Genomic DNA, 13,893 nt, shown 5'->3' with positions numbered 1-13,893 from the left:
TATCAAGGAATTTCAGCCCTTGGCCTTTATGGTCAGGGGCTTTAATTTTGCCCACAAAAAGTGCCGTGACCATATTTTGACCATATTTATATTTCCTGACCATTCGTGACCACATCAGAAGCAGTAATTTGTTCGTCAAGCTCCATGAATTTTTCGAAGCGGTCAGCTGTTTTCTCTTTCGCCGACTTGGTTACGTGCGTGTATATGTTCATGGTCATTTTAATATCAGAGTGTCCCAAGCGCTCCTGCACTTCCTTAATGCTTGCTCCAGCCTCAAAGAGTAGCGAAGCATGGGTATGACGCAAGCCGTGGACTGTGACAGGGTGGAGCTTGTGTAAACGGATGATCTCAGCAAGCTTGTCGTTAGGGTAGGCTAAGCGAATAGGTGTTTCATCTTCTCGTGCGAAAATTAAACGATCATCTTTTGTACCGATGGGCGTTACAGTGCCTCTATTTTGCTCTGAGCGGCGTTTTCTCAGTAACCCTATACTAGTGTCGTCTAAACTAAGAATACGGCGTGAAGCGGCTGTTTTGGAGGTCAGGGACATAAAGCCTGTCTTATCCTGAAACAAAGTCTTGTTTAATGAAAGTTGTTTATTCCTAAAGTCAATATCATTCCAACGAAGCGCCAGAATCTCCCCCTTGCGTGCACCAGTGTAGATCAGTAAATGAAACATTAAATGATCGCGCTGTGAGCATTCCGTTTTCGCTAAACCAAGGAACTTTTTAATCTCATGCTTTTCCCAAAAATTCCGATTCATCCCGTCCTCATCTGCCAGATGGTCATTTTCCTTCATGGGGATTACCACACCTTTCATGGGGTTGGTTGTACGAATGTCCATACGGATCGCATACTCAAATATCTGATTGGCATACATCTTCATGTTATCAATTGTTTTAATTTCCTTTGCCATCTTGTTAATAACATCCTGACAATAGGAGCGAGTGATATCCCGCATCTTGATTGCCCCAAAGTGAGGGAGCAACTGCCGCTTAAATTTAGACAAGACGGCTTTTTTTGTGCTGGGCTTAAAGTTGGGGGAATTGGTTTCGTACCATTGTTCATAGACTTGCTGGAATGTTGTTGTTTTATCTTGAGTAACGAAACTTCCTTCAGCAACTTCCTTCTCTATTTGTGCTGCATCAAGCTGTGCCTCTTTTTTCGTTTTGAATCCTCGTTTTGTCGAAGGTTTTTTCTTTCCGGTGTTTGGATTAATCTCTCCATAATACTTATACAACCATCGTGGGCCATCTTTAGTCATGTACTTTTGAAAGCTTGCCATATTGTTCCTCCTTACGAATATATGTTCTATTTTTGGGTATATTAAATCGCCTTGCGGCGAGAAAGCGCAAGTCTAATAAAAAGAATGGTAATCTTCAGGGATTTCGCAACGGAGTAAAAAGCTCTTCATTGTTTCGTTGTACTCAGGTATTCTGGAGCCTATGAGTAAATTTAACGCGAATTGGTTTGCTTCCCTTTCGATCCTGTCGATTGAAAACAAAGTATTTGCTTTTAAGTATGGTGTATTTATGTTTGGATGTAGCATGTAGTGCCCAATTTCATGTGCTAATGTGAAACGGGATCCGAACTCATCTAGATTATTATTAATATGTATCAGGGGTACTCGATTAAAATAATGAAAGTAACCCCAAACCTTACCTAAATCTTCATAAGATATTATGATTCCACGTTGGGATGCAATTATAAGAGGATCGTTAGATCCACAAAGTTTTATCAATCGTTTTGCTTTACTCTCCGGTAATTCCATCTAGTTGTCCCCCAGTTAGTTTCTATATTTTTTAGGAGTAAACTTCTTTTTAGCGATTTGTTTGGCAACACGTAGAGAATTTTCAAATGAAAGTCTTAGTAGCTCTCTATCATTGTCGTCCATTTCTAAAGGTTCCCCATGATAGGAAATAGCACTGTCACTATCCAGTCTTGCCATCATCTTTTCTAATTCCTCAGCTATGTCCTTTTCATCTTTTGATGTTAATGCATAGTATGAATTACTCTGATGAGTGGAAAGTTCATCCGTTTTACCTAGTAAATAATCAGGTGATGTTTTAAGAATGTCAGCTATCATATTAAGGTCCGAGCTGGAAGGAACAACACGTTCATTTTCAATATGTCCAAAGTTAGAGCGCCCCATTTTCAATTGTTCAGCAATTTCAACTTGCGTTAATCCTAATTGTTTTCGACGACTGCGTATTCTATTTCCTAGCGACATAATATACCTCCAGATAAATTTTTTCGAAAAAAGGGTATTCTAAATACTTGACGGTATTATAAATACCGTCTATAATCAAGTTATTCGTTTAGGAGGTGAAATTAAAGTTGATGGATATTAAGAAAAGAGAAAACTTAAAAACAAAACGTTTGGAAAAGGGTTTGACTCAAGATCAATTATCTAAGATAGTTGGTGTTTCTAAAGAACAAATTAAAAGCTTAGAGTATGGTCGTGTTAATCCAAGTTTTAATTTAATGATTAAAATTTGTACTGCGTTAAATAGTAAAGTAGAAGAACTTTTTTGATCCTTAGGGGTATTTATAATACCTATTGTTAGTATATATTCATTTAGGGGTATCGTCAATACCTTTGTTTAATAATGGAATTTTTTTTAATAAAAAGGGTATTTAAAATACCGCGAGAGGAGTGATTATCTTGGATATCAAGCTTCTCATAGATGAGGAAGCTATTAAAAATTTTGCCAAGCAGGAGATAAAACGAATAATACAATCTTCTGAGGGCAGTTGGTGGGATATGAAACGTCTTGAAGCAGAAACATGTCGTAAACGTGATTGGTTACTAGCTAACATTCTTCTAAATCCTTCTTTTAAGCAGGAAATGAAGTTAGTTTCAAACGGGGGAGAGGGTGGACGATGGATGTTTAAAGCGCATGGGATGAGGCAATTCCTCGATCAAAATTTTGAAGTCCTAAATTGCACCCCTTCAAAACTGGCGCGATAATATGTGGCTATCATAACCACTTATACACAATCTATTCACAAGGAGGAAATACCTTGAAACTTACAGTCAACATGCTTCGCAATGTATGCGCTATGTACCTGACACTTCGCGATCAGGCAGAAGCTGAGGGATTAAGCCAAGCAGCTGAAAACGCCACTAAGGGATATCGTTTCTATCGCGAATTACTTAACCAGGTGTACGAAAAACGGCCATCCGGGGTAGGAGCCGGACAGCCGTCACTTAGTTGGAAAATAACAATTAAGACAAGAATACCACTGCCGGGAGGTGTTGGCAATGGCAAAGAGAGTGCGATCTGTGGAGCGGACGGAACTTCGTAAGAAGCTTCGCGATCTTTATCTCGATCAATCAGCTTATCTTTTGAATCACAGTAAACCATCTACGGCGATTAATTTTAAGATCGACAAAGCAAAAGCCGCACTGGCCAAGGTGGACCATAGATCTATTCATAAAGATACTCCACAGCGTCCGGGGGTTCGGAAAGCGAGGAAGCTATGAAGGATGAAGAATTAGACTGGCACATCGAACAAAGCAATAAACTGCGGGATCAGGCGAAGGCATACGACGAAGACGCACCAGGTGCAATGGTTGAGATCGTTCGCCTCTTAACGGCAGCCTATGATCTTATGGGTCGGATCTCCGCACAGATGGACGGAGACTATGAAAAAGTCTATACCCTACGTCAGAACACATTCACGTTAGCCAAATCTCAGGCAAAGAAGGGCGATAAGATTTTGACTGCTGAACTGGCCACAATGGAGCTTCGTAATCTTGAGGCTGAAGCCTACGAACAGAAAATGTTCTGGCGTAACGAAAGGGAATCCGTAAAAGAAAAAATATACGAACTTAGAATGCGTGTCCGAATTGATATGCAAACAGGAGGTATGGCTAATGGGTAGCTTTGATTTTCGCCCGGTTCCCAAACCGGAACATAAGCGTGCTAAGCGTAAGCAGGGCCAGGAGACAGCCATTACAGCTAAGGTAGACAAAGAGATATACCGTCGGGCAAGCGAGGAAGGGTATACCGTCTGTGAGCATTGCGGCTGCAGCGTACCGAGATTTCGGTTTGAGAGGTGTCACATGCTCAATGCCTCCCAATATGGGACAGGCCGGGCTCCCTGGAACGTGGTTATCTTGTGTGGTCCCCGTAATGACAACGGGAGTTGCCATCATTGGGCAGATGAGACCATTGAAGGGCGAGACTGGAAGGCACGGAAGCAAGCAGAGCTTTACCTTTACTACACGGCTGGAGAAGGTCAGCAATATTGGAAATAAGGGCATGCATTGTGTCCGGCGGATGTCCTATGGAAATCCATCGGATAACAACCGGACAACGCGCGGACGTCCGTAGTATGTCCAGGCATTGTCCGTGCAGGAGGCGGTGAATAGCAATTGAGTGAGTCAACAGAAGCCCAAAGGTTATGGATCAAGAGCTATCAAGCGACGGATCGAGACCCCATTACACGACGATTTTGTCGTTCAACTGGTCTTAGTACCCCTGCCGCAGTAGGCACACTACACATGCTCTGGTGGTGGGTGTTGGACTGGGCGCAGGACGGAGATATCAGCAAATACCACGACATTGATATCGCTGATGCAGTTAGTTTCGAAGGTGAACCAGAAGTACTCATGAGAGCTTTGATAGATGCGGGGTATGTCGTCGAAAACCAGTCTGGGCGCGAGATTGCGAACTGGTTCAAAATCGGTGGACAGATCATTGAGTCCAAGAAAAAGGATGCTGAACGCAAGGCCGAAGCTCGGGAGAAGAAGCGGTTAAAGAAGGAGGGGCTTTTGGATGTCCAAGGGACGTCCACTGGACATCCATCTGACAGTACAGGGACATCCAATGGAGTTCCACCAGAAGTCCGCTCTATAGATAAAGAATTAGATTTAGATTTAGAACTAGATATAAATAAAGATTTAAAGATATACGGTGATGCAGATCCAAATCAAAAGTCAGATCAAGAGCCAAATCAAAATACAGAAACGAAGTCCAAACAAACCGCCGACGAATCGAAAGCGACGAACGAGGCGCCTACAAGCGGGAAAAATGGTTCAAAAGGGCGGCAAAAACCCGTCTACGAACCGGACAGCCCGTACATGAAAATGGCCGTGTACTTCAAAAGTAAGCTTGACGAGCTGGCAAAAGTGTTAGAAGTAGATGATCTGGCACCGAAAGCGAACATGCAGACGTGGGCAGACGATTTCCGGAAGTTGGTAGAACTGGACAAGCAAACTGACAAGCGTCTGATCGTGGATGTAATGGACTGGCTGCCAAAGCATGAATTTTGGCGCAAAAATGTGTTAAGTGCAAGTACATTTCGGGATAAATGGACGACGTTGCTTGTTGAAATGCGCTCTGGTAAAACATCTACGTCCAATAAGGGTTCCGGCGGCGGGGGCCGAGGTTACGGCAACCAAAAGCAAGTGATTCCGATTTCACAAGATGATGGGACGGCCGGAACGCCTTCAACATCGGAATTTGATGCCATGATGAAGAAGGCAGCGGACCTGAAGGCTTCAAAACTTCGGGAAAAGGAGGCATTCAATAACCGATGAGCTACCTTTTACGCGCTCCTGGGATGCACCGCTGCATCTGTGGCTGGGAAGGTAAGCCCCAGCGGGATAAGAAGGCTAAAAACCCCGTTGATAAATGTCCGCAATGTTCAGAGAAAACCGCACTCATACCTTTACGGGAGATACCCGGATTCTGCTTCTGTTGTGCTTCCACAAACGGGAAGCTGCAAATTATAGATCATACGATGGTCCGCGAATGCCGCATATGTGGCGCAAAACTCAATTTACACACGGTAAAGCCGTGGATATGGGAGGTCAAAGGGATGGAACAAGCAGTAAATAAGCTTAGAACGGAAATGGAAGCGTCGAAGAACCCCTATGTGAAAGTAGTTGGAGAACATCTACTCAAGGTGTTGGAGATCAATCCTGCTGCAGCTGAGAAGGTACTGGCTGAGGGTAAGAACATTGCGGGAGCGTTAACTGCAATGAAAACTGAAGCTTCTAAGAAGAAATTTGATGGCATGGCAATGCTGACGGATGAAGAGGGTTATGCCATTGCGTTGAAGTATTTCGGATTTACCGGAACGATTCCCGCTCCTGCAGTAGCACCGGCTCAGGCAGCTCCTGTGCCGCCACCCGCTCCGGTTACCTCACCGCCAACGCTTGGCATTTCTGTTGATGATCTGTTTGGCGATCTGTAAAGGGGGAGCGGGAGAATGAATGTAGCATCAGAAGCACACACAGCCCATTTCGGACCGATCAGCAAAGAAATGATTGATTATGTCGAAAACAAAGTCCTGCTTCATAGTCGCTATTTATTCACTCAAACTGTTTTGCGTGTTCAATATGCTTATTGTACTCATTGCAATCAGCGCCATCGTCCAGAAGAACCGTTAAAGCATTGTCAGAAAGCGGTTTGTCCTCACTGTAATTCTCAATGCACGGTAAAGAAGAGTCATGTTGGCCGCAAATACTTGCAGGACAAGGCCTATGTTGTTTTCTATGAGAAATCAATTATTGATCCTCAAGTAATGACTGCAGTCGGGTTTTACGTTAGGCGGGACTATAGCGGCGATTACAAGAACGTTACAACCTACTATAAGGCATCTTGCAGCTATGTGTTCAAGGCGAATGGTGAAAGCACCATGTACTATACAGGCTATTACAGTGACACTCAGTGGTATAAGAGGGATAACATCACCTCTGAATATCCGTTATACAAAAATGGTGTTCCGTGTTACTGCTCTCTGGACAGTATTAAAGCGGCAGTGAAGGGTACGTCAATGCAGTATAGCACCTGGGAAAATTATTGGGACGGCAGTGACTCAGATATGACCAAGTTTTTTGGCTTGTATTCTAAGTATCCGTGTATTGAATACCTCACAAAGCTGAAATTTGAATATTTTGTCTGGGCGAAGCTTTATGATATGCGCACTTATGATGCCATCAAATGGAGCGGCAAAACCATAGAAGATGTATTACGGCTCCGCAAAAAGGATCTAAAGCAGTTCATCAGCAATAAATCGACCATTCTGGAGCGGGACGGAATAGGGGCGCTCACGTTACGGCTCTACCAGTTGACTCTGAATGACAGCAATCGTCCCGATTTTGAAGAACTGAAGCGTATTGCAACGAACGTGAATCCGTATTTTTCCCAAATGAAACCAATGTTTAAATTTCAAAATGTAAGGGCGTGCGCTAGATACATCGAGAAACAATTCAAAAAAAATCGTCGAGTCTTCTATGACCAAACTAGTGTCGTGACGATGTGGAAGGATTACATGGAAGAGTGTAAGACATTGGGGTTTGATTTAAAGCGGTTGGAAATCGTGTTTCCCCACAATCTAGCTACCGCACATGACAGCACCATGTCTCAGGTCAAAATCCAAATGTCGGAAATTGAAAAGCGGCGAATTGCCCAACGGGCGCAGGAACTGGAAGTTTATCGGTTTGCTTGGAGAGATTACATCATTCGTCCTGCTCAATCGGGTCAAGAGATTATTGACGAGGGAAAGGTTTTGAGCCACTGTGTTGGCGGTTATGCGCAGCGTCATGCGAAAGGGGAAACAAGTATCCTGATGATTCGCAAATACGCTGATCAGGATACACCATTCTTCACATTGGAACTGAAGGATGGACAAGTAAAGCAAGTGTACGGTTATAAAAACCTTCGCATGAGTGGAGATTTGATAGAACTCATAGATGCTTTTAAAGCTGAAAAGCTCGTTAAGGGTAAGAGAAAGACCAAAAATTCAAATAAACCGCAGGGGGTAGCAGTATGACGCAATTATCTTTGAGAACACCAGAAGTCATTGCCATTGAGATTATTAGTATTCGGGACCACGTTCAGCGGACGGCCATACATGGGGCTATCGAAATCGGCCGTAAGCTGACAGAGGCCAAGAAGATGCTGCCACATGGAGCATTTGGGGATTGGTTGGCTGATCATGTGGGATTCTCTCAATCGCAGGCCAATAACATGATGGCCATCTTTGACGGCTATGGTTCGCAGCAGCTTGACATGTTCGGAGAGAATTTGAAATCCCAAACGTTTGAGAATTTGACACCGACTCAAGCACTGGCCTTGCTGGGCGTACCCGAAGAGGAGCGGGAGGCATTTGTGGTTGATCAAAAGGTTGAAGAGATGTCCACCCGTGAGCTGCAGGAGGCAGTAAAAGATCGGAAGCAGGCCATTAAGGAGAAGGAAGCAGCCGAAAAAGCTGCTGCCAAGGCCGAGAAGGCAGCGGAGCAGGAGCGGAAGGCCCGGGAGAAGCTGGAGACCCAGCAGAAGGACCATGCTGCCATTGTCCAGCGCCTGCAGGAACAACTGGACACCGCACAAGCCGCTTCTGCCGCTGGTGATGAAGGTGCAGCTGCTGAAGCAGAGGAAGCCGCTGAACAGCTCCGGGCAAGCCTGTCCAAGTCAGATGAACAATTGATTGAATCTCAGAAGCGTGTCAAGGAGCTAGAAGAGGCTCTGAAGGCGAAGCCCGTAGAGGTGGCTACAGCAACGGAGACGGTATTCGAAACCTCGCCGGAAGTACTTGCAGAGTTGGAAGCACTCCGGAAGAAAGCCGCTTCAGCTACAGGTGAAGATACGGCAATGTTCAAGGTACATGTCAAGAGCCTACAGGATAGCTTTAACGCAGTTATCGGGGTCATTACAACGTTGAAGGGAAAGGACACTGAGGTTTCAGATAAGTGCGGGACTATCCTAGTTGGAGCAATCGAGCGGATGCAAAAGATGTTGGTTGTCGTTACGCAGAAAGCGTCTGAATAATGTTCTTTTTCTTTAGTATCAATGATCCTGAGGCAACCGCCATTGAAAACCTCTTAGGCGAGAGCATTCAGATAATGAGGCAATACCATTGCTATCAAACACATGTAGGGCAAATAACTCATTATTACGCTCTGACCGCTGATTCACTGTATGACTTATCCATTGCTGAGGATTCGAATTATAGCCGTATATTTGCTCGTTATGATCGTTCCATCATGGAGCGGGACAATGATTATTTCCGCGGGGCTGAAAACTCGCCCCTGAATCGCATATTTCGCAGAGAGATTTAAGAAAGGGTGAATAACATGAATTGGGATAAGTTTATCAAGGATCTCCGAGAGTCGAACGATTTGGCCAAAGCGGCAGCCGAAGCTATTCCAGACGGCGGAAGTGCAAATTTAGATTCAGTGTTCCTCTGTGTTCCGCGCCAGTCTGAAAGAAAGGTGTTGGAAGCCATCCGAAAAGCCGGGCTCTATTGCCGTTCTAAACGGCGTTGGATTGGAGAGGGGTATATGATCAACCCGAACAGCGGAGGGCAAGCAGATAAGCGCTGCGAGGCTGTGACAGTGATGTATAAGGAGTTAGCTGGGCGAGGGTGGGACGTTCTCACATACCGCCAAGCGGATTAGGAGGAGCGATGTTCTTCTTTTTTGATCCACCAGCTCCATCGGTTTCCAAAGACAAGTACCGTCCAGGCGTGGTTTGCCAGATCATCCGTAATGATAAGCGACATGAAATCATGCCGAAGCTTTATCCGGACAAGATAGGCCGGGAAGTCATGATTACGGAATCGGCTACCGATCCAGCTGGCTGGGTATGGGGGTATGAGATTCAAATAGGCAGAAGGCCGACAAGTACTCAACCCTACCGGACAGACTGGCTTAAGCCTTTGAGCTCAAAGCAGGCGGCACTGGTCCTGCGGCTTGCGAAGTAGAGGAGGAGGCCGATGTTCTTTTTCTTCCAAGAGGAGCGGCCACCATGTGAAATCATAGATTACAGAGTCATATATAACCGTTTGAAGGACAAGCCAGCGGGAAAATGGACGCGGGAGCTTCATCAGTTCTCCGTCCTCTACCTTTGGCGACAAAATGATCCTAGGGAGGTATAACCAGTATGAGCAGAGCTATTAAGTTTCGCGGTAAGTCGAAAGAAACAGGCCAATGGGTGTATGGAGGTCTGGTGCAGGTGAGTATCGCTGGATCTTTGGCAATAGCCACTTTAGACAATAAAGGGCACCTTAAGCTGCATGAAATTATCAAGGGGACTGAGGGTCAATACAGCGGCTTAAATGACCGGAACGACCGTGAGATCTATGAGAAAGATATATGCAACGCCGAAGAAATGCTATTTCCCCTTTCTGGTACTCGGACAGGGATCGTGAAGTATCATGATGGTTCGTTTCTGCTTGAAAATATGGACGGTAAGGACGGAGACTACCTGTTTAGTGAAACGGCTGAAACTACGGTCATAGGAAACATTCACGACAACCCGGAATTGCTCGGGGGAGAGGCGGCGAATGCATGACATCAGAACGGATAGAAGAGATCAAGCCCTATTTCACGAATGAGCAATTAGATGAATTGAGTCGTGAGTATCGGACGATGCCTACAGATGGCGAAGGATATGCCATTGAACCAGAGTACGAAGGGATGATAGCACGTGGCTATATTGTAAAGCTAATATCTGATGTGAAAACCGCTCGGACTGCTCTAGAAGAGGTAGAGCGTAAGCATGGCGATACAGGTAATGCACTTGAAATAAAACGCATGCTTTTGGAAAAGGCAAATTACGAAGCTGGACGTCAACGAGTATTCAAGGAATCGGCAGAGAGGAAGCTGGTAGAGGCACAGCAGACCATAGCCCAGCAACAGGGAGCATTGGAATTCTACGCTTTAGAGGATAACAACAACTGGTGGATTGGCGGTCTGGATGAAGTAATGCCGTCAGAAGTGATGAAAGATGGCGGAGCTAAGGCACGTGCAGCCCGAGGAAATAAGGAAGGAGACACAAACAATGCGGACACTGTTTGAAATTGTGGAAGACGCTAAGGATGGTAAAAGTCCAGAGAATAATGAACTCCTTTACGCTTTGTTGGTGTACTGCTCCATGTTCAATATTGAGCATCGTCAGTTGCGGGAAGAATTGATGCGAGACCAACCACAGCCGCAATTTCTACGAGACATGAAATTAAAAAGCATGTTCGATATGTTTAAAACTGCTCTTGAAAAGTCGCCTAAAGAGTACCTTGGTTGGAACAATGACCCGGCCAACAAAGATTATCTAAGGCAGCGGGTTGAAGGGGAAAAGCTGGTAGATAAGATTGTAGGCCAAAGTCATGAATAACTGGCATTTTGCAAATAAGGACAAGGCAGTAGAGCAGGCAGCTGGAGGACAGGGAGAGATAAAGTGTTCTCAGCTTACACCGGAGGAGCTGGCAGCATTTAGACAGGCTAATCCTACTCTCTTAAATGCTAAGAAGCCAATTCCAATATTTGAATACAACAAGAGGAGAGCGCTGCGCGATGAAGGTTAAGGAAGTTCAAGCTGCATTAAAGGCAGGTGAGCGATTTTTTAAAGATTGGAAATTGAAAGATCCGGTTGAAGTGATTGCTTGGGGGAACGCATGGGTTAGATATAAGTCGCCTATCATGGCTCACTGGATATCAACCAACATACGGACGTTCGCTATGGGCTTAGATGGAGTATATAAGCAAGAAGGGGAGTGTTCTTGTGGGGGCGGTGGTACAGATGGAGTTCTTTCCCGGCGTGACGGCAGCGGACAAAGTGGCCACAAGAGAATTGCTAAAGAAATATCCGAAAATGCTCAGGAAAATCGGTGTTTACGGGAAAAAGGAGTCTCTGACGGAGCTGGAAGCAAGAGAATTTAAGGACTTTTCTCGTAAGGTGAGAGAGATCGATAGAGCGTTTGAGCTTATTGAAGACGATGAGGTGATGGCCATAATCAAGCATCGTTATGTAAACGCCCGTAAGCATAAGCTTACACTGCTGAAATATACCGCGAATACTAGCACTGCAACCATAAACCGGCGGATCAGGGTTGGTGTTGCGACCATAGCCGATCATCTGAAGCTGGCCGGGATCATTTGATGAGCGTTAGACGCAAACTGTGAACTAATAGGGCACCGAAGTGCCCAACAAGTTTCTATTATTTTTCTGGTGTGAAAGTAAAGGTTTCTTTGTACTTTCTATGATGGGTTTCGTTGTTTGAAGGTTTTCCGTACCAGCTAATTTCGATTTGAAGTTCCTTTGAATCAACTGAAATAGGGAAGTTAGAAAAGTCGACTAACTCACCATGTTTAAAATTCTTATGATGATCGTCTGAAATGCTTAATCCATACTTTGTTTGGGTATTTGGTTCATCTCTATAGGAGTTAAATACGACATTTTCTAATCCAGCTCCGATATTGGTGATGATAATGTTGTACATTTCACTTTCATTTTCACGAGGTTTTGACATCTTGGAGGTATATTTCTCAACTTTTTTGATTTCAACTTTCCACTGATCAGATTGTTTTGATGTAGGTGTTTTGTAGAGATCATTTGATGCTACGGCAGCATATGGAGAAATTCCAACGGCTATAAAGCAAAAAACAAAGAGAATTATTAGTTTTTTCAGCATTGTTGCCTCCTGTGAAATAAACAATTTTTGATTAGTATCTCTTTAAGAAGAAAAAATATTCTATTGCACAGTACGAAGAAACTGTAAAGAAAGGGCATTTACCTTATGCGTAAAATCATCTGCAAATTGCTAGGACATAAGATCCTCAACAAGAGAGGTATTTGGCACAGCTATTGTCTACGATGCGGTAAAGACAAGGTTTGGGGAATGGATTGACGCATATAACGAAGGAGGATAAACGAAATGAAAGATGCCACAGTAACGATCGGTTATGAAAGTTTCCAAGCTATCAAGACTAAAGCAGATAGATATGAAAAGCTAGCAAACGCAAATGAAGACGCTGAATCAAAGGAACGTTCGTTTATTGACCAATTATGTACCTGTATTGAAAAAGCGAACGAGTGCCGGACAGCAGAGCAAAAGCAGTATTATGTCGCGCTAGGTATACGAGCAATTTGCGAACACTATGAGTACGACCTACTGGCAGAGTATGGAGAATTGGATGCAGGGCAAGCGTATTGAACATTACGAATGCACGGCGAAATTATGATACTAAATTGATACTAAGTTGAGACTAATATGATACAAAAACAGACTTACAGTAAGGGACATAGGACGGAACAACGTCCGGGTGTCCCTGCTGCCCCTTATCGCTGGCAGGACTCGTCAGAGCTGAATCAGTGATGATGCCCGTTGCAATAGCAGCAGATACCATGGGGCGGAACTGTAAGCACAAGTAGCCAGTAGCAGTTATAGCGGCGGCCTGATGCGGGGGAAGAGAGTTTAATATCACTCTCAACGCGCTCCGCCCGGGCGCGTTATGAGCATAGGGGATATGTTACGGCAACTACCGGACGTCACCATGCAAATACGGGCATTACATTATGAATTGAGTAAGGCGCTGCAAAGAGAGCAACAATCCACCCAAGCCGTGTGTGAGTCGCGGTTAGCAGCCCTTTACTGAGCGCATAATGCTCAGGAATAATCCCAAGCGTTTGGGAATTTAATATGCAGGAGCGGGTCGCTGAAATGCGGCTCTTTTTGTTGTACACCAGTTTAGGAGAGGTGAAGCCGATGGTCAATGTGGTGCAGTTAAAGATCGAGGCGCTGGTTATTGCAGATGATATGAACACTGCAGGCTTCTTCAAAAGGATTAAGCTACGAGCTCAGATCAGGCAGATTCTTGATGAGATCGAATATCAGGAGGGCAGATTGCAGTTTGCAAACAGACCTTACTCAAAACCCACGGCTATGCTGCCACCCAAACAAGGGAAACGGCATCCCGTTCATGATCTTAGCTGTGCTTGTGGGTGCTGGAGGGATAAACGAGCCCGATTTATCGGATTTTAGGTTGGAAATTAAGATTTGGGTCCTTCCCGGGGCGGGGGTGGGGTGCGGGTGCGTGTGAGCCCGATCTTTGACTATTTTTTATTGAAAAAAATCACTGTGCACTGTGCATCTTGAGGGGG

At 44.7% G+C, this 13,893-nt stretch carries 24 protein-coding genes; 20 read left to right on the top strand and 4 right to left on the bottom strand.

Translation table 11 applies throughout. The features are described 5' to 3' along the window. Positions 1 to 86 precede the first annotated feature (86 nt). From MKZ16_RS29470 to MKZ16_RS29460, 3 genes are all read right to left on the bottom strand, one after another. Entirely contained in the window at positions 87 to 1,283 is a 1,197-nt protein-coding gene (locus MKZ16_RS29470) for a site-specific integrase (RefSeq protein ID WP_076105925.1), read from the bottom strand. 72 nt (positions 1,284 to 1,355) lie between these two features. After that, positions 1,356 to 1,769 carry an ImmA/IrrE family metallo-endopeptidase gene (locus tag MKZ16_RS29465; protein WP_076105923.1) on the bottom strand — a complete coding sequence of 138 codons (414 nt, stop codon included), beginning with the start codon at positions 1,767 to 1,769 and terminating at the stop codon, positions 1,356 to 1,358. Between the two features lie 15 nt (positions 1,770 to 1,784). Beyond that, complete coding sequence (locus MKZ16_RS29460) at positions 1,785 to 2,228, bottom strand: helix-turn-helix transcriptional regulator (RefSeq protein WP_076105921.1); 444 nt, start codon at positions 2,226 to 2,228, stop codon at positions 1,785 to 1,787. 110 nt (positions 2,229 to 2,338) lie between these two features. On the opposite strand from MKZ16_RS29460, the gene MKZ16_RS29455 reads away from it, so the two are divergent. The 18 genes from MKZ16_RS29455 (at position 2,339) to MKZ16_RS29370 (ending at position 11,892) form a co-directional block, all read left to right on the top strand. Then, positions 2,339 to 2,533 carry a helix-turn-helix transcriptional regulator gene (locus MKZ16_RS29455; RefSeq protein WP_076105943.1) on the top strand — a complete coding sequence of 65 codons (195 nt, stop codon included), beginning with the start codon at positions 2,339 to 2,341 and terminating at the stop codon, positions 2,531 to 2,533. A gap of 130 nt (positions 2,534 to 2,663) precedes the next feature. Then, the gene (locus MKZ16_RS29450) at positions 2,664 to 2,969 is read left to right on the top strand and encodes a DUF771 domain-containing protein (protein ID WP_256715520.1); all 306 of its coding nucleotides are present in this window, start codon (positions 2,664 to 2,666) and stop codon (positions 2,967 to 2,969) included. A 53-nt stretch (positions 2,970 to 3,022) separates the two neighbouring features. Further along, positions 3,023 to 3,307: a hypothetical protein gene (locus tag MKZ16_RS29445; protein WP_339815110.1), complete on the top strand. Its 285-nt coding sequence runs from the start codon at positions 3,023 to 3,025 to the stop codon at positions 3,305 to 3,307. Then, positions 3,264 to 3,485 (top strand): hypothetical protein, encoded by a 222-nt coding sequence (locus MKZ16_RS29440; protein ID WP_339815108.1) that lies wholly within the window; start codon positions 3,264 to 3,266, stop codon positions 3,483 to 3,485. Before MKZ16_RS29445 ends, MKZ16_RS29440 begins: the two co-directional genes overlap by 44 nt. After that, positions 3,482 to 3,886 carry a hypothetical protein gene (locus MKZ16_RS29435; RefSeq protein WP_076106876.1) on the top strand — a complete coding sequence of 135 codons (405 nt, stop codon included), beginning with the start codon at positions 3,482 to 3,484 and terminating at the stop codon, positions 3,884 to 3,886. Before MKZ16_RS29440 ends, MKZ16_RS29435 begins: the two co-directional genes overlap by 4 nt. Next, positions 3,879 to 4,262, top strand: a complete 384-nt coding sequence (locus MKZ16_RS29430) for a hypothetical protein (protein WP_076106874.1) — start codon at positions 3,879 to 3,881, stop codon at positions 4,260 to 4,262. Before MKZ16_RS29435 ends, MKZ16_RS29430 begins: the two co-directional genes overlap by 8 nt. Positions 4,263 to 4,379: 117 nt before the next feature. Next, positions 4,380 to 5,546, top strand: a complete 1,167-nt coding sequence (locus MKZ16_RS29425; protein ID WP_076106872.1) for a hypothetical protein — start codon at positions 4,380 to 4,382, stop codon at positions 5,544 to 5,546. Between the two features lie 281 nt (positions 5,547 to 5,827). Then, a complete protein-coding gene (locus MKZ16_RS29420) occupies positions 5,828 to 6,205 on the top strand; it encodes a Cas9 inhibitor AcrIIA9 family protein (RefSeq protein ID WP_143759107.1) in 378 nt (125 codons plus the stop codon). Positions 6,206 to 6,220: 15 nt separating this feature from the next. Further along, positions 6,221 to 7,786: a PcfJ domain-containing protein gene (locus MKZ16_RS29415; protein ID WP_076106868.1), complete on the top strand. Its 1,566-nt coding sequence runs from the start codon at positions 6,221 to 6,223 to the stop codon at positions 7,784 to 7,786. After that, complete coding sequence (locus MKZ16_RS29410) at positions 7,783 to 8,784, top strand: DUF3102 domain-containing protein (RefSeq protein ID WP_076106866.1); 1,002 nt, start codon at positions 7,783 to 7,785, stop codon at positions 8,782 to 8,784. Before MKZ16_RS29415 ends, MKZ16_RS29410 begins: the two co-directional genes overlap by 4 nt. 305 nt (positions 8,785 to 9,089) lie before the next feature. After that, complete coding sequence (locus MKZ16_RS29405; protein ID WP_076106862.1) at positions 9,090 to 9,413, top strand: hypothetical protein; 324 nt, start codon at positions 9,090 to 9,092, stop codon at positions 9,411 to 9,413. 8 nt (positions 9,414 to 9,421) lie between these two features. Continuing rightward, the gene (locus MKZ16_RS29400) at positions 9,422 to 9,718 is read left to right on the top strand and encodes a hypothetical protein (protein ID WP_076106860.1); all 297 of its coding nucleotides are present in this window, start codon (positions 9,422 to 9,424) and stop codon (positions 9,716 to 9,718) included. A gap of 179 nt (positions 9,719 to 9,897) precedes the next feature. Further along, positions 9,898 to 10,308 (top strand): YopX family protein, encoded by a 411-nt coding sequence (locus tag MKZ16_RS29395; protein ID WP_076106858.1) that lies wholly within the window; start codon positions 9,898 to 9,900, stop codon positions 10,306 to 10,308. Continuing rightward, a complete protein-coding gene (locus MKZ16_RS29390; protein ID WP_076106856.1) occupies positions 10,305 to 10,814 on the top strand; it encodes a hypothetical protein in 510 nt (169 codons plus the stop codon). Before MKZ16_RS29395 ends, MKZ16_RS29390 begins: the two co-directional genes overlap by 4 nt. Next, the gene (locus tag MKZ16_RS29385) at positions 10,798 to 11,127 is read left to right on the top strand and encodes a hypothetical protein (protein WP_076106854.1); all 330 of its coding nucleotides are present in this window, start codon (positions 10,798 to 10,800) and stop codon (positions 11,125 to 11,127) included. The genes MKZ16_RS29390 and MKZ16_RS29385 overlap by 17 nt, the downstream gene beginning before the upstream one ends. Further along, positions 11,120 to 11,317 (top strand): hypothetical protein, encoded by a 198-nt coding sequence (locus MKZ16_RS29380; RefSeq protein ID WP_076106852.1) that lies wholly within the window; start codon positions 11,120 to 11,122, stop codon positions 11,315 to 11,317. Before MKZ16_RS29385 ends, MKZ16_RS29380 begins: the two co-directional genes overlap by 8 nt. Further along, the gene (locus MKZ16_RS29375; RefSeq protein WP_143759106.1) at positions 11,307 to 11,672 is read left to right on the top strand and encodes a hypothetical protein; all 366 of its coding nucleotides are present in this window, start codon (positions 11,307 to 11,309) and stop codon (positions 11,670 to 11,672) included. Before MKZ16_RS29380 ends, MKZ16_RS29375 begins: the two co-directional genes overlap by 11 nt. A 16-nt stretch (positions 11,673 to 11,688) precedes the next feature. Beyond that, positions 11,689 to 11,892 carry a hypothetical protein gene (locus tag MKZ16_RS29370; protein ID WP_143759105.1) on the top strand — a complete coding sequence of 68 codons (204 nt, stop codon included), beginning with the start codon at positions 11,689 to 11,691 and terminating at the stop codon, positions 11,890 to 11,892. A gap of 58 nt (positions 11,893 to 11,950) precedes the next feature. On the opposite strand, the gene MKZ16_RS29365 is transcribed toward MKZ16_RS29370, so the two are convergent. Beyond that, on the bottom strand, positions 11,951 to 12,424 hold the full coding sequence (locus tag MKZ16_RS29365; protein WP_036681919.1) for a hypothetical protein: 474 nt from the start codon (positions 12,422 to 12,424) through the stop codon (positions 11,951 to 11,953). A 243-nt stretch (positions 12,425 to 12,667) separates the two neighbouring features. On the opposite strand from MKZ16_RS29365, the gene MKZ16_RS29360 reads away from it, so the two are divergent. Both MKZ16_RS29360 and MKZ16_RS29355 read left to right on the top strand, forming a co-directional pair. Next, the gene (locus MKZ16_RS29360; protein ID WP_076106848.1) at positions 12,668 to 12,946 is read left to right on the top strand and encodes a hypothetical protein; all 279 of its coding nucleotides are present in this window, start codon (positions 12,668 to 12,670) and stop codon (positions 12,944 to 12,946) included. 507 nt (positions 12,947 to 13,453) lie between these two features. Continuing rightward, on the top strand, positions 13,454 to 13,774 hold the full coding sequence (locus tag MKZ16_RS29355) for a hypothetical protein (RefSeq protein ID WP_143759104.1): 321 nt from the start codon (positions 13,454 to 13,456) through the stop codon (positions 13,772 to 13,774). Positions 13,775 to 13,893 lie beyond the last annotated feature (119 nt).

Source organism: Paenibacillus sp. FSL R5-0928 (genome assembly GCF_037970385.1).
Classification (GTDB): domain Bacteria; phylum Bacillota; class Bacilli; order Paenibacillales; family Paenibacillaceae; genus Paenibacillus_AQ; species Paenibacillus_AQ odorifer.
Note: the sequence above shows the minus strand (reverse complement) of the source record. Positions and strands in the feature narration are given on the sequence as shown.

What these genes read in the sequence shown, in the direction of transcription:
- MKZ16_RS29470 (WP_076105925.1), bottom strand. Translation starts at nt 1,283, where the DNA reads ATGGCAAGCTTTCAAAAGTACATGACTAAAGATGGCCCACGATGGTTG.
- MKZ16_RS29465 (WP_076105923.1), bottom strand. Translation starts at nt 1,769, where the DNA reads ATGGAATTACCGGAGAGTAAAGCAAAACGATTGATAAAACTTTGTGGA.
- MKZ16_RS29460 (WP_076105921.1), bottom strand. Translation starts at nt 2,228, where the DNA reads ATGTCGCTAGGAAATAGAATACGCAGTCGTCGAAAACAATTAGGATTA.
- MKZ16_RS29455 (WP_076105943.1), top strand. Translation starts at nt 2,339, where the DNA reads ATGGATATTAAGAAAAGAGAAAACTTAAAAACAAAACGTTTGGAAAAG.
- MKZ16_RS29440 (WP_339815108.1), top strand. Translation starts at nt 3,264, where the DNA reads ATGGCAAAGAGAGTGCGATCTGTGGAGCGGACGGAACTTCGTAAGAAG.
- MKZ16_RS29435 (WP_076106876.1), top strand. Translation starts at nt 3,482, where the DNA reads ATGAAGGATGAAGAATTAGACTGGCACATCGAACAAAGCAATAAACTG.
- MKZ16_RS29430 (WP_076106874.1), top strand. Translation starts at nt 3,879, where the DNA reads ATGGGTAGCTTTGATTTTCGCCCGGTTCCCAAACCGGAACATAAGCGT.
- MKZ16_RS29420 (WP_143759107.1), top strand. Translation starts at nt 5,828, where the DNA reads ATGGAACAAGCAGTAAATAAGCTTAGAACGGAAATGGAAGCGTCGAAG.
- MKZ16_RS29415 (WP_076106868.1), top strand. Translation starts at nt 6,221, where the DNA reads ATGAATGTAGCATCAGAAGCACACACAGCCCATTTCGGACCGATCAGC.
- MKZ16_RS29410 (WP_076106866.1), top strand. Translation starts at nt 7,783, where the DNA reads ATGACGCAATTATCTTTGAGAACACCAGAAGTCATTGCCATTGAGATT.
- MKZ16_RS29405 (WP_076106862.1), top strand. Translation starts at nt 9,090, where the DNA reads ATGAATTGGGATAAGTTTATCAAGGATCTCCGAGAGTCGAACGATTTG.
- MKZ16_RS29400 (WP_076106860.1), top strand. Translation starts at nt 9,422, where the DNA reads ATGTTCTTCTTTTTTGATCCACCAGCTCCATCGGTTTCCAAAGACAAG.
- MKZ16_RS29395 (WP_076106858.1), top strand. Translation starts at nt 9,898, where the DNA reads ATGAGCAGAGCTATTAAGTTTCGCGGTAAGTCGAAAGAAACAGGCCAA.
- MKZ16_RS29390 (WP_076106856.1), top strand. Translation starts at nt 10,305, where the DNA reads ATGACATCAGAACGGATAGAAGAGATCAAGCCCTATTTCACGAATGAG.
- MKZ16_RS29385 (WP_076106854.1), top strand. Translation starts at nt 10,798, where the DNA reads ATGCGGACACTGTTTGAAATTGTGGAAGACGCTAAGGATGGTAAAAGT.
- MKZ16_RS29380 (WP_076106852.1), top strand. Translation starts at nt 11,120, where the DNA reads ATGAATAACTGGCATTTTGCAAATAAGGACAAGGCAGTAGAGCAGGCA.
- MKZ16_RS29375 (WP_143759106.1), top strand. Translation starts at nt 11,307, where the DNA reads ATGAAGGTTAAGGAAGTTCAAGCTGCATTAAAGGCAGGTGAGCGATTT.
- MKZ16_RS29365 (WP_036681919.1), bottom strand. Translation starts at nt 12,424, where the DNA reads ATGCTGAAAAAACTAATAATTCTCTTTGTTTTTTGCTTTATAGCCGTT.
- MKZ16_RS29360 (WP_076106848.1), top strand. Translation starts at nt 12,668, where the DNA reads ATGAAAGATGCCACAGTAACGATCGGTTATGAAAGTTTCCAAGCTATC.
- MKZ16_RS29355 (WP_143759104.1), top strand. Translation starts at nt 13,454, where the DNA reads ATGCGGCTCTTTTTGTTGTACACCAGTTTAGGAGAGGTGAAGCCGATG.